This window comes from Nocardia paucivorans NBRC 100373 (assembly GCF_000308675.1).
GTDB lineage: Bacteria > Actinomycetota > Actinomycetes > Mycobacteriales > Mycobacteriaceae > Nocardia > Nocardia paucivorans.
Genome location: NZ_BAGE01000001.1, coordinates 166,895 through 181,729 on the forward strand (window position 1 = coordinate 166,895; position 14,835 = coordinate 181,729).

Annotated in this window: 6 protein-coding genes; 3 read left to right on the forward strand and 3 right to left on the reverse strand. The window is 66.9% G+C overall.

Going from position 1 to position 14,835, the window contains the following annotated elements; translation table 11 throughout:
- The first annotated feature begins 115 nt into the window (after positions 1 to 115).
- Together pks13 and ON32_RS00695 are read left to right on the forward strand one after the other, a co-directional pair.
- Positions 116 to 5,416, forward strand: a complete 5,301-nt coding sequence (gene pks13, locus ON32_RS00690) for a polyketide synthase Pks13 (RefSeq protein WP_040787826.1) — start codon at positions 116 to 118, stop codon at positions 5,414 to 5,416.
- Positions 5,413 to 6,957, forward strand: coding sequence for an acyl-CoA carboxylase subunit beta (locus tag ON32_RS00695; RefSeq protein WP_040787828.1), 1,545 nt, complete (start codon positions 5,413 to 5,415; stop codon positions 6,955 to 6,957). The genes pks13 and ON32_RS00695 overlap by 4 nt, the downstream gene beginning before the upstream one ends.
- Positions 6,958 to 7,037: 80 nt before the next feature.
- Here ON32_RS00695 and ON32_RS00700 read toward each other — a convergent pair whose 3' ends face one another.
- Positions 7,038 to 7,538, reverse strand: a complete 501-nt coding sequence (locus tag ON32_RS00700; RefSeq protein WP_040787830.1) for a peptidylprolyl isomerase — start codon at positions 7,536 to 7,538, stop codon at positions 7,038 to 7,040.
- 194 nt (positions 7,539 to 7,732) lie between these two features.
- Between ON32_RS00700 and ON32_RS00705 the strand changes: the two genes are divergently transcribed.
- A complete protein-coding gene (locus ON32_RS00705; RefSeq protein ID WP_051132732.1) occupies positions 7,733 to 11,044 on the forward strand; it encodes an arabinosyltransferase domain-containing protein in 3,312 nt (1,103 codons plus the stop codon).
- A 195-nt stretch (positions 11,045 to 11,239) separates the two neighbouring features.
- Here ON32_RS00705 and ON32_RS29255 read toward each other — a convergent pair whose 3' ends face one another.
- Together ON32_RS29255 and ON32_RS00710 are read right to left on the reverse strand one after the other, a co-directional pair.
- Entirely contained in the window at positions 11,240 to 11,401 is a 162-nt protein-coding gene (locus tag ON32_RS29255) for a hypothetical protein (protein WP_217998012.1), read from the reverse strand.
- Positions 11,402 to 11,520: 119 nt separating this feature from the next.
- Positions 11,521 to 14,787 (reverse strand): arabinosyltransferase domain-containing protein, encoded by a 3,267-nt coding sequence (locus ON32_RS00710; RefSeq protein ID WP_040787832.1) that lies wholly within the window; start codon positions 14,785 to 14,787, stop codon positions 11,521 to 11,523.
- Positions 14,788 to 14,835 lie beyond the last annotated feature (48 nt).

Sequence of the window (14,835 nt, forward strand, 5' to 3'; positions counted from 1 at the left end):
CGAGGTGTTCGCAGACGGGCCCGGCCGCGACCCTCGAACAGCGTCCGGGAAGAATGGCCGCGGTGCGTCGGCCGACACCCCACGTGCCGTACATCGACAGGTAGCTTGAGGACTGATGGCTGAGAACGAGGGCACGTCCCACGAGACGACCGAGAACCTTCCCGCGACCGAGGCCGCGGCCGCCGGCGGGACCGGTGCGGACGCGCCGTCGTCCGGTGCGAACACCGAGATCACGGTGGCCGAGCTACGGGAGTGGCTGCGTCGCTGGGTGGCCGAGGCCACGGGCCAACCGCTGGAGAACATCACGGTGGACCGGCCCATGGAGGAGTTCGGGTTGGCCTCCCGCGACGCCCTCGCCCTCGGCGGCGATATCGAGGAGCTGACCGGGGTGGTGTTGAACGCCACGGTGGTGTATCAGCACCCGACCATCGCCTCCTTGGCCGAGGTCATCGTCAACGGCGATCCTCAGCAGCCCGCCGAGGCGTCGGACGACCTGTTCTACACCGCCGGCTACACCCCGGGTGAGCAGCGCGATATCGCCATTGTCGGCCTGTCCACCCGGCTGCCGGGCGCCGGTGACACCCCGGAATCGACCTGGGAGTTCCTGATCAATCGCGGTGACGCGATCCGGGATCTGCCGCCGGGACGGTGGGCGGAGTTCCTGGACGAGCCGGAGCTGGCCCGGGCCGTCGCCGAGGCCAATACCCGCGGCGGTTATCTGGACCAGGACGTGGTCACCGGTTTCGACGCGGAGTTCTTCGCCATGTCGCCGGTCGAGGTGGAGCGTGTCGATCCACAGCAGCGGTTGATGATGGAACTCACCTGGGAGGCGCTCGAGCACGCCCGGATTCCGGCAAGCGAGCTCAAGGGCGAGCCCGTCGGTGTTTTCATCGGTAGCTCCACCAACGATTTTCAGCTGATCTCCGCGCTCGGTCTGGGGGAACAGGACCCCGATGTTCCGGCCTCGGCCCAGGCGTATGCGATCACGGGCAGCTCGTCGAGCATTATCGCCAACCGGGTGTCCTACTTCTTCGACTTCCGTGGGCCGTCGGTGGCCATCGACACCGCGTGCTCGTCCACCATTGTCGCGGTGCACCAGGCGGTGCGCGCCCTCCGAGACGGTGATGCCGATATAGCACTGGCCGGCGGGGTGAACATGCTGCTCATGCCGATGGCCACCCTCGGTTTCGACAAGATCGGGGCGGTATCGGCGGACGGTCGGATCAAGGCGTTCTCCGCCGATGCCGACGGTATGGTCCGCTCCGAGGGCGCCGGCATGGTGGTGCTCAAACGACTGGCCGACGCCGAACGTGACGGCGACCGCGTCCTCGCCGTCATCAAAGGCTCCGCGGTCAACAGCGACGGTCGTTCCAACGGTCTGGTCGCGCCGAACCCGGAGGCCCAGGTGGATGTGCTGCGGCGCGCCTACCGCGACGCGGGGATCGTGCCGTCCACCGTCGACTACATCGAAGCGCACGGCACCGGCACCCTGCTCGGCGATCCCATCGAGGCCGAGGCTCTGGCCCGGGTGGTGGGCCATGGGCGCGACGCCGACAAACCGGCCTTGCTCGGCTCGGCCAAGACCAACTTCGGACACCTGGAATCCGGTGCGGGTGCGGCGAGCCTGGCCAAGGTGGTCATGGCGTTCCAGCACAATGTGCTGCCGCCGAATATCAACTTCGCCGGACCCAATCCGTATATTCCGTTCGAGCAGGCCCGGTTGAAGGTGGTCGACGAGCCGACGGAGTTCCCGCGGTACAGCGGGGTCGCGACCGTCGGTATCTCCGGTTTCGGCTTCGGCGGTACGAACGCGCATGTCGTACTGCAGGAATACGTGCCCGCGAGCGAGTCCGCGGCGGACGGGACGCCCGATGCGCCCGACACCGCCGCGACGAAAGACCAAGTGTCCGAACCGGAATGGTCGACGGAGCGGGAAGAGCCGCTGCCGGTGATCCTCGCGGTCTCCGGATATCTGCCGTCGCGTCGCCGGCGCGCCGCCGCGGACCTGGCCGATTGGCTGGAAACCGAGGAGGGGCGTCGTACCCCGCTGGAGAATGTGGCCCGGTCGCTGGCCAAACGCAGCCACTGGCGTTCTCGCGGCGTTGTGCTGGCCAAGACCCATGAGGAGGCCGTCGCCGGACTGCGCGCCATTGCCGCGGGTAAACCGGGGCCGGGGGTGTTCACCGCCGACGCCCCGGCCGCGCAGGGGCCGATGTGGGTGATGGCCGGTTTCGGCGCCCAGCACCGCAAGATGGGCAAACAGCTCTATCGGGAGAACTCCATCTTCCGCCGCACCGTCGATCAGGTCGACGAGCTGGTACAGGATGAGGCCGGGTATTCGGTGCGCGAGATGATCCTGGACGACGCCCAGGACTACGACGTGGGGACCTCCCAGGTCGGTATCTTCACCATCCAGCTCGGCCTGGCCGCGTTGTTGCGCGCGCACGGGGCCGAGCCGGCCGCCGTGGTCGGCCATTCGATGGGTGAGGTCGCCGGTGCCTATATCGCGGGCGGTCTGCCGCTCGAGGACGCGGTGCGGGTGATCTGCGCCCGCTCGCGGTTGATGGGCGAGGGTGAGCAGATGCTCAGCGACGCCGATGTGCGCAATATGGCCCTGGTGGAGTACAGCGCCGCCGAGATCGAGGCACTGCTGGACGAATTCCCCGATGTCGAGGTCGCGGTGTACGCGGCGCCGACCAATACCGTGATCGGTGGGCCGGTGGACCAGGTGGCCGCGATCGTGGCGCGGGTCGAGGAGGCGGGCAAATTCGCCCGGGTCCTGCAGACCCGCGGCGCGGGACACACCTCGCAGATGGACCCCCTGCTGGGTGAACTGGCCGCCGAACTGGCCGGTATCGAACCCACCAGGTTGAAGGTCGGCCTGTACTCCACGGTCGACAAGGAGCAGTACTACCGCCCTGGCCACGATCCGGTCCACACCGAGGCCTACTGGGTGAAGAACATGCGCCACAGCGTGTACTTCACCAATGCGATCAAATTGGCCGTCGACAGCGGTATCACCACTTTCCTGGAATTGGCGCCGAATTCCGTGGCGCTGATGCAGGTGTTGGGCACCACCTACGCCGCCGGCCTGCACGACGCGCAGTTGATTCCCACACTCAAGCGCAAGGAAGACGAATCGGCCGGTGTCATCGCCGCATTGGCCCAGCTGTATGTGCACGGCCATGCGGTGGACCTGGCGTCGCTGCTGCCCGCCGGCGAGTACGCCGATATTCCGCGGACCGCTTTCCTGCGTAAGTCGTACTGGCCCAAGACCCGCGCCCTCGTCGCCGGTGGCGGTGCTTCCCGGGTGCCCGGCGCGCATGTCGCGCTGCCGGATGGGCGTCATGCCTGGGAGATATCGGCGTCCGCGGTTACCGATCCGGTGGAGCTGGTGCGGGCCGCCGCGGCGCAGGTGCTCGGCGATGTCTCGGTGGGCGCGACCGTCGCCCACGGTGCGGTTCCCGCTTCGGGCACGCTGACCACCACACTCACCCCGCATCCGGGCGGCGCTTCGGTGCAGGTCCATGTGCGGGAAGAAGGCACCTTCCGACTGCTGTTCGACGCGGTGGTCACCGGTGGTGGCGTAGTTGCCTCTTCCGCCGAAACCGCTGTCGCCGTGCCGGATTCCGCTCCGCTTGCCGATACCGCCGCCGAGGAGGCCCCGGACACCGCGGGTTTCGGGGAGCGCTGGGATCCCGACAGCGGCCAGACCGTCGAGGAGCGGCTGGCGTTGATCGTGGCCGAGTCCATGGGCTATGCCGTCGAGGACCTGCCCATGGAGATTCCGCTCATGGAGCTGGGGCTGGATTCGTTGATGGCCATGCGGATCAAGAACCGGGTCGAATACGAATTCGATATTCCGCAGTTGCAGGTGTCGGCGGTGCGCGATGCCAACCTGCACGAGGTCGCCAAGGTGCTGCACTACGCCATCGAGCACCGTGACCAGGTGCAGGCCATGGCCGACCAGCAGGCCGCGGCTCGGGCCGCCGGGGGATCCGCCGAGTTGACCGTGGACGACGATTTCGTCGCCGCCGCCAAGGCCGCCATGGAAGCGGGTGCGGACCCGGTTGTCGCCCTGGCACAAGGCGTGGACGCAACCGAGGATGCCGCGACGAGCCCCGAAACGGCCGAGGCCTCTGCGGAATCCGCCTCGAATGCGACGGAAAGTGTTGCCGGGCAGTCCGATTCGGGTATCTCCGATTCGGCTGGTGAGTCCGTTACCGTCGAAGCCGGTGCGACGCAGGACGATCCGGTTCCGGCCGGGGCCGCCGCGCTGTTCGGTGGTGCCCCGGAGTCCGGTTCCGACGATGACAATGTCCCCCCACGGGACGCCGCCGAACGACTGACCTTCGCCACCTGGGCCGTGGTGACCGGTAAATCGGCCGGCGGTATCTTCAACACCCTCCCGATCCTGGACGAGGACACCGCAGAGAAGTTGGCGGCCCGCCTCACCGAGCGGGTGGGCGCGGAGGTCACCATCGACGATGTGCTCGACTCCGAGACCATCGAAGAACTCGCCGATATCGTGCGAACCCTGCAGGACAGTGGTGCCGATGTGGACGGTTTCATCCGTCCGCTGCGTGCCCGTCCGGAGGGATCGGATGCCGTTCCGGTCTTCGTCTTCCACCCCGCCGGCGGCAATACGTTGGTCTACGAACCGCTGCTCAAGCGCCTGCCGGCCGACACCCCGATGTACGGGTTCGAGCGGGTGGAGGGGTCGATCGAGGAACGGGCCCGCCAGTACGTGCCCGAACTGCGAAAACTCCAGGGCGAGGGGCCGTATGTGCTGTACGGCTGGTCGTTGGGTGCGGTACTGGCCATGGCGGTCGCGCAGATCCTGCGGTCCGAGGGTGCCGATGTGCGGGTCGTCGGACTGATCGACCTGGCGATCCCCACCGAACCGGAGGACAACAGCCCGGCCGAGCGGCTCGCTCGGATGCAGCGTTACCAGGCCTTCGCCAAGAAGACCTATGGCGTGACGGGTGAACTGGGACCGGAGCAGCTGCGCGAACTCGCGGAGGCATCCGATGAAGAACAGTTCAAGATGATCTCCGATCTGATCAAGATGACCGGCGCCAAGATTCCCGGCGGTGTCCTCGAACATCAGAAGACCTCATGGATCGAGAATCGCGCGCTACAGCAGGTGCAGCCGACCCACTACGACGGTGATGTCGTGCTCTACCTGGCCGATCGCTACCACGATGGGGCGATCGAACTCGAGCCCCGCTACGCCCATCGGCGACCCAATGGCGGCTGGGACGAGTACCTGCCGAACCTGGAGGTCATCCACATTCCGGGCGACCATCTCCAGATCATCGATGAGCCACGTATCGGCCGGATCGGTGCCGATCTGACCGCTAAACTCGCGGAAATCAGCACATCGAGGGGCGTGGCCGCGAAAGGGAGCAAGTGAGCACTACCGCCGAGAAACTCGCGGATCTGCGCAAGCGTTTGGAGCTGGCCCAGGAACCGGCGGGAGAAGCCGGCGTGGCCAAGCGGGCGAAGAAGGGGATCCCCAGCGCTCGCGAACGGATCAATATGCTGCTCGATCCGGGCACCTTCGTGGAGATCGGTGCGCTGGTTCGGCGTCCCGGTGACCCGTCGGCGCTGTACGGCGACGGCGTGGTGACCGGACACGGACTGGTCGACGGACGTCCGGTCGCGGTCTTCTCACATGATCAGACCGTCTACGGCGGTTCGGTGGGTGAGATGTTCGGTCGCAAGGTTGCCGCGATCATGGAGTACGCGGCCAAGGTCGGCTGCCCGATGGTGGGTATCAACGACTCCGGCGGGGCCCGGGTGCAGGAGGCGGTGTCCTCGCTGGCCTGGTACGCGGAACTGGGCAGACGCCAGGAGCCGCTGTCGGGCATGGTGCCGACCATCTCGTTGATCCTGGGTAAATGCGCGGGTGGCGCGGTGTACTCCCCGATCAACACCGATGTGGTGGTGGCGACCGAGGACGCGTCCATGTTCGTCACCGGTCCCAAGGTGATCCGCGAGGTGACCGGCGAGGATGTGAGCCTGGAAGAGCTCGGCGGCGCGCACAGCCAGGCCCAGTACGGCAATATCCACCATGTCGCCAAGGACGAGCGGGCCGCTTTCCAGTGGGTGCGCGAATACCTGTCCTATATGCCGAGCAGTTGCCAGGAGCTGCCGCCGGTGGTGAATCCCGGTTTGGAGCCGGAGATCACCGAGACGGACCTGGAGCTGAACTCGATCATCCCGGACGCCGACAACGCCGGCTACGATATGCACGAGGTCCTGCTGCGGATCTTCGACGACGGTAATTTCCACGAGTTCGCCGCCGAATCCGGGCGCAATATCATCACCGGTTTCGCTCGGGTGGACGGCCGCAGTGTGGGCGTGGTGGCCAATCAGCCGATGGTGTACGCGGGCTCTCTGGACGCCAGAGCGGCGGACAAGGCGTCGCATTTCGTGCGGTTGTGCGACGCGTTCGAGATTCCGCTGGTATTCGTCGTCGACACCCCCGGCTTCCTGCCCGGTGTGGAACAGGAGAAGATCGGCGTCATCAAACGCGGTGGTCGGTTCCTGTTCGCCTTCGTGGAAGCGACGGTGCCGAAGGTGACCGTCGTGGTCCGTAAGGCCTACGGCGGCGGGTATGCCGTGATGGGTTCCAAACAGCTGGGCGCCGATGTGAACCTGGCGTGGCCGACCGCGCGAATCGCGGTCATGGGCGCGGAGAGCGCGGTGAGTCTGATCGGCGCTCGGCAGATCGACGCGGCCCCCGAAGACCAGAAGGCCGCCGTCCGACAGCAGATGATCGACTTCTACAACGCCACCGTGGCCACGCCGTGGGTGGCGGCCGAGCGGGGATTCATCGATGCCGTCATCGAGCCGGCGTCTACCCGGCTGGAATTGCGCAAGGCATTGCGCCTGCTGCGGGACAAGAAGGTCATCCGCAATCCGCGCAAGCACCACCTGCTGCCGTTGTAGCCGAGGGCGGGAGTCGTTCCCGCACCGGGGCGGGCCCGGGCCCGGCGATCATTCGCCCGGGCCCGAGCCGAGTGATGCCATCAGCCGGCGATGTTCGCCGACTCGATCACCACGTTCTCGACCGGGACATCCTGGTGCATGCCCTTCGACGAGGTGGATACCGCCGCGATCCGGTCGACCACGTCGGTGCCCTCGGTGACGGTGCCGAACACCGCGTACCCCCAGCCCTGGCCCGACGGCTGGGTGTGGTTGAGGAAGTCGTTGTCGGCGACATTGATGAAGAACTGCGCGGTGGCCGAGTGCGGGTCGTTGGTCCGCGCCATGGCAACGGTGTACTTGTCGTTCTTCAGCCCGTTGGCCGCCTCGTTCTGGATGGGCGCCTGAGTGGGCTTTTGCCGCATTTCGCCGGTGAAGCCGCCGCCCTGGATCATGAAGCCCGGGATGACACGGTGGAAGATCGTGCCGTCGTAGTGGCCGGATTTCACGTATTCCACGAAATTGCGCACGGTGTTGGGTGCCTTCTCCTCGTCCAGCTGAAGGCCGATGGTGCCGAAGTTCGTCTCGAGATTCACCTTGGTCATGTCCTCTACCTTTCCATTACCGCCACACAACCCCTCGCATTCGGGGGTGTTTCGGCGCGATTCTGCCTGGGATACCCACTCCCCTTTACCCGGTCGGGCCCCTCGAATAACCCATGGATTCCGGTGACCGGTGTGGTTGATCCAACCCGAGGGAAACGACCCGGCTAGCATGGCTAGCCGTGTCAGGAGTCGCCATAGCAGTACCGACGAAGACGTCGCCCGAACCCGTCACGGTCGCCCCCCGGGACTTTCGAGTGGCGCGCCTGCTCGCCGTGGTTTTCGGAATATTGGGGGCCTTGTTCGCACTGGCGACGCCGTTTCTGCCGGTCGTCCAGACAACGGCGACACTGAGTTGGCCGCAAAACGGCGCGCTCGGCAATGTGCAGGCGCCGTTGATGTCGCAGGTGCCGATCGAGCTCACGGCGAGCATCCCCTGCGCCGCGGTGCAGCAGCTACCTCCGCAGGGCGGCATGTTGCTCGCCACTGCACCTCCGCAGGGCGACCGGGCGGCGCTGGAGGCGCTGTTCGTGCGGGTCTCGCAGGACTCCGTCGATGTGGTGGATCGCAATGCGGTGGTCGCCTCGGCTCCGCGTGCGGAGATGACCAACTGTTCGTCGATTGTCATCGACTCCGATATCGACCGAACCCAGGCCACGTTCCAGGGCCTGACCAATGAGGCGGGCGATCCTCTGGAAGGGCAGCTGATCGGTGATCTGCGCCCGCAGGTGGTGGGTGTGTTCAGCGATCTGACGGGCGCAGTGCCCGAGGGTCTGACGTTCGACGCGACCATCGACACCCGGTTCAGCTCCAGCCCGACGGTGATCAAGCTCGTCGCGATGATCGCCGCGGTGTTGTGCACGCTTATCGCGCTGGGTGCGTTGGCCCGGCTGGATACCAGCGACGGTCGCGGTCATCGCCGGTTCTTCCCGGCGAACTGGTTCAAACCGACCTGGGCGGACGCCGCCGTCATCGGCACCTTGGTGCTCTGGCACTTCATCGGTGCCAATACCTCCGACGACGGTTACATCCTGAACATGGTCCGGGTGGCCCCGGAGGCCGGCTATATGGCCAACTATTTCCGTTGGTACGGCGTCCCGGAGGCGCCGTTCGGCTGGTACTACTACGTGATCCAGCTGTTCGCAGAGGTCTCCACCGCCAGCCCGTGGGTGCGTCTACCGGCCCTGGCCTGCGGAATTCTGTGCTGGATGCTGATCAGCCGCGAGGTGGTGCCGCGACTGGGCCGTGGCCTGCGCGGTATGCGCGGTAGCCGCGCGGCGCAGCTGCGGTTCGGCAGTGTCCCGCTGTGGACCGGTGGTCTGGTCTTCCTGGCGTTCTGGCTGCCCTACGACAACGGTCTGCGTTCCGAGCCGATCGTGGCGCTGGGCGCTCTGCTGACCTGGGTGTCGATCGAACGGGCCATTGCCACCGCCCGCCTGCTGCCCGCCGCGGTCGCGGTGGTGGTGGCGGCATTCACCCTGGCGGCGGCGCCTACCGGTCTGATGTGTGTGGCGGCGCTGCTGGCCGGTATCCGGCCGATCACCCGGCTGGTGGTGCGTCGGCATCGTGAACACGGCACGGTGGCGTTGCTGGCGCCGCTCGCCGCGGCCGGGTTCCTGGTGCTGACCGTGGTGTTCTCCGATCAGACCTTCGCCGGGATCATGGAGGCCAACCGTGTGCGGCAGCTGACCGGTCCGAACCTGGCCTGGTACGAGGACTACCTGCGCTACTACTACCTGTTCGTGGAAACCGTCGACGGTTCGCTGTCGCGTCGGTTCGCGTTCCTGGTGATGTTGCTGTGCCTGTTCACCACCATGCTGGTGTTGCTGCGCCGGCGTCGGGTGCCGGGTATCGCCGCCGCTCCGACCTGGCGGTTGATGGGCGTGGTCTACGGAACGATCTTCTTCATGATGTTCAACCCGACGAAGTGGACCCACCACTTCGGTGCATACGCCGGTATCGCCGGTTCTCTGGCGGCGGTGACGGCGGTGGCGGTGTCGGCGACGGCGCTGCGGGCGCGCAAGAATCGGGCGATCTTCCTGGCCGGTCTGTTGTTCGTCCTGGCCGTGGCGTTCTCCGGCATCAACGGGTACTGGTATGTGTCCAGCTACGGTGTTCCGTGGTTCGACAAGCGGGTGTCGTTGCACGGATACCAGTCCAATACCGCGATTCTGATCCTGTTCGGTGTGGCCCTGGCCCTGGTGGCCTGGCATTCGCTGCGAGAGGGCTACGCCAAACCGCCGAGTTCGTCGCGTACCACGCGCGGTCGACGGATCCGGAAATTCGCCGCCATCCCATTGACGCTGGTGGCCGCGGCCATGGTGTTGTTCGAGGTGCTGTCACTGGCGAAAGGCGCCTATTCGCAGTACCCGGCGTATTCGCTGGCCCGCTCGAACACCGACGCGCTCACCGGCAAGAGCTGCGGTCTGGCCAATGATGTGCTGGTGGAGACCGATCCGAACGCCGGGCTGTTGCAGCCGATCATCGACCCGGCGAATCCGCCCACCAATCCGAACGATCCGCTCGCCGGTGTCGATCCGGTGGGCTTCGATCCCAATGGGGTGCCCGATGATCTGTCCGCCGACGCCGTCGAGGTGAAGCCGGGTACCGGCAATACCTCCAGCCAATCGGTGGGCGCGGCGTTCGCCGAAGGCCAGAGCGCCGGCACCGGCGGTGGGCAGGGTGCACTCGGGGTGAACGGCAGTACGGTTGCGCTGCCGTTCGGCCTGGACCCGGCCACCACTCCGGTGCTGGGCAGCTACCAGAACGGGGTACAGCAGCCGGCGCATCTCACCTCCAGCTGGTACGCCCTGCCCGAACGTTCGCCGGATGCCCCGCTGATCGTGATCAGCGCGGCGGGCCGCATTCTGTCCTACGACGACACCGGCGCCATGCAGTACGGCCAGTCGCTCGTGGTGGAATACGGTAAACGGCAGTCCGACGGTACGGTCACCGCGTTGGGCACCTACCTGCCGCGCGATATCGGTCCGGCTCCGTCGTGGCGGAATCTGCGGGTGCCGTTGGACGAGATCGCTGCCGATGCCGACGCGGTACGTATCGTTGCCAACGATCCGATTCTGATCGGCGACCAGTGGCTGGCCTTCACCCCGCCGCGGGTGCCGACCCTGCAGACGATCAACAGCTACCTCGGTTCCGAGCAGCCGATCCTGCTGGACTGGGCGGTGGGTCTGCAGTTCCCCTGCCAGCGGCCGTTCTACCACCGCAACGGTGTGGCCGAGGTGCCCCGCTACCGCATCCTGCCCGACCGGCCACTGGCGGTGAGCTCCACCAATACCTGGCAGGCCCAGGAGTTCGGTGGACCGCTCGGCTTCTCGCAGATGCTGGCGAAATCGGTCACCGTCCCCACTTACCTGCGGGACGACTGGGCCCGGGACTGGGGCTCGTTGGAACGTTACGAGCAGTATTACGAGGCCACCCCGGCGAAGCTGGAAACCGGAACCGCCACGCGCTCCGGTTTCTGGGACCCGGGCCGGTTGCGGGTGTTCTGAGCCGCGATACGGTTCCGCGGATCGCCGGCCCGGCCGGTCCGCGGAACCGGTCGAAGGGCCACGAAACCGAAGCGGTACGAAACACTGTGGGCCGCCGCCCGGACAGGTTGTCCGAGGCGGCGGCCCACAGTGCCGAAGTGGTGGTGCGGAGTTCGGCTGGTCGAGCCGGCTGCCCCGCGTTCGGTGTTCGGTGCGTCAGACGCGTGCCATCCGCATATTGAGTTCGCGGCGCAGCACTTCCGGATCGGGTAGCCGGTTGAGCACCCGCAGTACCGTAGGACGCAGCTCGCGCTGCTCTTCCTCGGTGAGTAGTCCGACGAGATCGCGCAGGTCCATGTCATCGAGTTCCGCCGTCATGCAGCACAGGTTACGAGCGGATCCGGATTCCGTCATCCGACACCCTTTCCCTCACCTGGGAGGGTTTCAAACTGTGAGGAAACCCACAACGGTCAGAGGCGGTTGCCCGCCCGCCCGATTCACTGGACCCGGATCGGGTCGTCGGTCTCCCATCCCATGCGAGTTCGCACCTGCACCGTCGGATCCGCGGTCCGGGCGTCGGGCACATACGGAGTGAACCGTTCCAACGAGCCCCAGTCGCGACCCCAGTCGTCGCGCAGATAAGCGGGAACGGTCTCGGCCCGCAACAGCAGTTCCGTCCAGCCCAGCGGGCCGCCGCCGATATGGTCCTGCCAGGCATTGGAGGCGTCGGAGCCGACCCGGTCGGGCAGAATGCGGTAGCGGGGCACCTCGGCGATACCGTCGTGGTGGTCGAACGGGCGCTGGCAGGGGAAAGCGAGTCCGACATGCCAGTCCAACAGCACCGGATCGGTGTGTCCCACTACGGAATCGAGGGTGGCCAGGCGTGGTAGCCGGGGCGGGGTGACCGCCAACCACTGCCGTTCGGTGATGTCGTTGTCCACCGCCACCAGTCGTACCGCGTTCACCTCGTGGGGTAGCCGGTCCAGCGGCACCCGCAGGTTCCGCCAGGACGGCGACGGGCCGATATCGAGCGGGGACACCGAGCCCAATACCTGCACGGACCCATCCGCGGCGCGGGTGCCGTACTCCAACAGCAGTTCCTGGCCATAGGTGACCACACCGTCGGAGTCGACCGACCGGATCCGTCCGGCGGCGGTGATGGCGAGCACCCGATAGGCCGGATCGGCGCGCATGCTGTCGGACAGGTCCAGGCGATACCACTGCGAGGTGAGTTTCGCCTGCTGCTGTTCGCCCTGCCGATAGCTGCCGAGTACGGGGGTGCGGGCCGGATCGAGGCCGAACGGTAGTGCCACCGTGGACCCGTTGATTCCCGGTTCTGCGGTGGTACCGCCGCCGGTGCCCGCGCCGGTGGTGTCGGTGGTCTTGTTCTCGGTATCCGATTCGACCGAGTTCGCGCTTCCGCTCACCGTTTCCTCGGCGTCGGCGGTCAGATCGCGCGCCACCCCATTGGGGGTGAAACCCACCGTCTGCGCATCCGGATCGGTGGAGATGAGACCGTCCGCCGGTGCGCCCTCGTAGGGGAGCAGCAGGGAGTCGGCGGTATCGGTTTCCACCAGGACGTCGTCGGCGAGTCCGCACGGATCGCCGGCCAAGGAGCGCAGATTCGATTTGCCCACCGAATACGCCGGATACTGGCCCACCGCTGCCTTGGCCAGTGAGGCCACCTCGAACAGCACCAGCAGCGCGGCGGCCACGGTCAGCGGGGCCGAGGCGTAACGGACCGTCCGGGACGGGGAGCCGGCACGTGAGCGGGACGTGGTCGATAATCCGGCGCGATAGTGCAGCCAGAGCGCGACCAACAGCGCCACTCCGCTGAGACCGAGGAACAGGGTGGAAAAGCCCTTACCCGCCACCAGCGGCGCCTTGTCCCACCACGGGACACCATAGCTGGAGACATACCACCAGCCATTGGAACCGGTGAAAGTGATCGCCAGCAGGAACAGCACCGCCGCGGCGAACAACGCCCGATTGCGTGGGGCGCGAATACCGTTGGTGCTCACCGCCACCGCGGCCAGCGCGGCCAGCGACCCGGCCAGACCCGCGTACACGCCGAAATGATGGGTCCACTTCGTCGGGGTGAACATCATCAGCAGCAGCGAGGCGAACACGATGCCGAGAATGCGCACCGACGGGCCGCGGGAGGTCCCCGGGATCCGTCCCTTGCGCAGCACCTGCAATACGCATACCAGCAGGCACAGCAGCATGAGCAGCACGCCGAACCGGCGGGCCAGTGAACCGTCCGGCGAGAGCATGAGCAGCGAATCCCAGCGGGTGCGCTCGTCGAACCACGCCACGTTCGGGCCGACGATTGTGCGCACCCGGGTGGCCTCCAGCACCGTGGACAAGGTCTGGTCGGCGAAGATCACCACCAGTACCAGCGTCCCGGCCGCCAGTCCGGGAGCGAGCAGCGATGCATAGCGCAGCACCGCGCCCGGAGCGGGCCCGCCGGCCCGTTTCACGATGATCTGCAATACCGGACGGGATCCGGCGATCAGCGCCGCGATACAGATGAGCCCGGTGGGGCCGGCGGCCAGCGAGAAGGCCGCGACGAGCACCGCAACGGCCGCGGGCAGCAGCCGGGCGGTGGCGATGGCACGTTCGATGGAGCACCAGGTCAACAGCGCGCCCGCGGCGATGAGCGGTTCCGGGCGCAGACCGTTGTCGTAGGGGAGCCAGAAGGTGAGGAACACCAGTCCGGCGGTCCACAGCGCCACCTTGTTGTCGCGTATCCGGGCGCCCAGCCGGGGCAGCACCTCGCGGCTGATCACCATCCAGCAGACGATTCCCGCGAGCAAGGTTGGTAGCCGGATCCACGGGCTGGCGTCGGAGATGCGTGACATCCAGCCCAATACCTCGTACGACCAGCCGAACGGTGCCTCCGGCACCCCGAACCAGCGGTAGTAGTTGGCCAGGTATCCGGAGCGCTCGACGGTGCGCGCCATGCTCAGGATGTAGCCGTCGTCGGAGGTGTTGGCGCCGAAGAGATGCCAGCCGACCAGGGTGCCGAGGATTGTGATATCGGCGAGTCCGAACCGCCACCAGTGCGCGGGCAGGAAGCGCCGTGCCCGTCGGCCGTCGGTGACATCGAGCAGGTGCAGGGCGATCAGGGCGATCACCGTGCACAGCGCCGCCGCGAGTATGGCGGCCAGTTTCAGCGGGGTGGGTGAGGAGGTGAACCGGGAATCGAGGTCGGCGTGCAACCGGATACCGTCGAGCCGGTCGGCGTCCAGATCGGTGAACACCCCGACCAGTTGCGGTCGGATATCCCGATCCACCTGGGCGGCGAACGATGTTCCGTCCGACCGCTGCGCGCCGACGAGCTCCGCCGTGGTGGCCGCGGCCGTCGAGGAGACGGTGAGGGATTCGCAGTTCGCGAGCTCATCGCGGCTCGCCGAGAGCAATGGCACATCGCGCAGCAACACCGAGAGGGTGTCGTCGTGGACCGCCACCACCAGACCGCGCGACGAGGCCTGTCCCGAATCGACCGGGACGGTCGAGACCAGGGTGCCGGTGGTTTCCCGTACGACCTGGCACGGCACCGTGAGATCCATTCGCAGCGGCTGGTAACTCACCAGCGGCGCCTCGACACTGGTCGCCCCCGCCTGGGGCCAGTCCAGGGCGGCATGGTCCTGCCGCACCGGGAGCAGCGGCGTCAGCAGTGCCAGCACGAATCCGAGAAGCCCGGAGACGAGGGCGATCAGACGGATGCGGGTCGATGCTCGGGGGGTTCGTTCCGGTCGCACGGGGAGACTCTATGACCTGCCTCCTCCCCGCCGAGCGCCGCCTCCGGG

What these genes read in the sequence shown, in the direction of transcription:
- pks13 (WP_040787826.1), top strand. Translation starts at nt 116, where the DNA reads ATGGCTGAGAACGAGGGCACGTCCCACGAGACGACCGAGAACCTTCCC.
- ON32_RS00700 (WP_040787830.1), bottom strand. Translation starts at nt 7,538, where the DNA reads ATGACCAAGGTGAATCTCGAGACGAACTTCGGCACCATCGGCCTTCAG.
- ON32_RS29255 (WP_217998012.1), bottom strand. Translation starts at nt 11,401, where the DNA reads ATGACGGCGGAACTCGATGACATGGACCTGCGCGATCTCGTCGGACTA.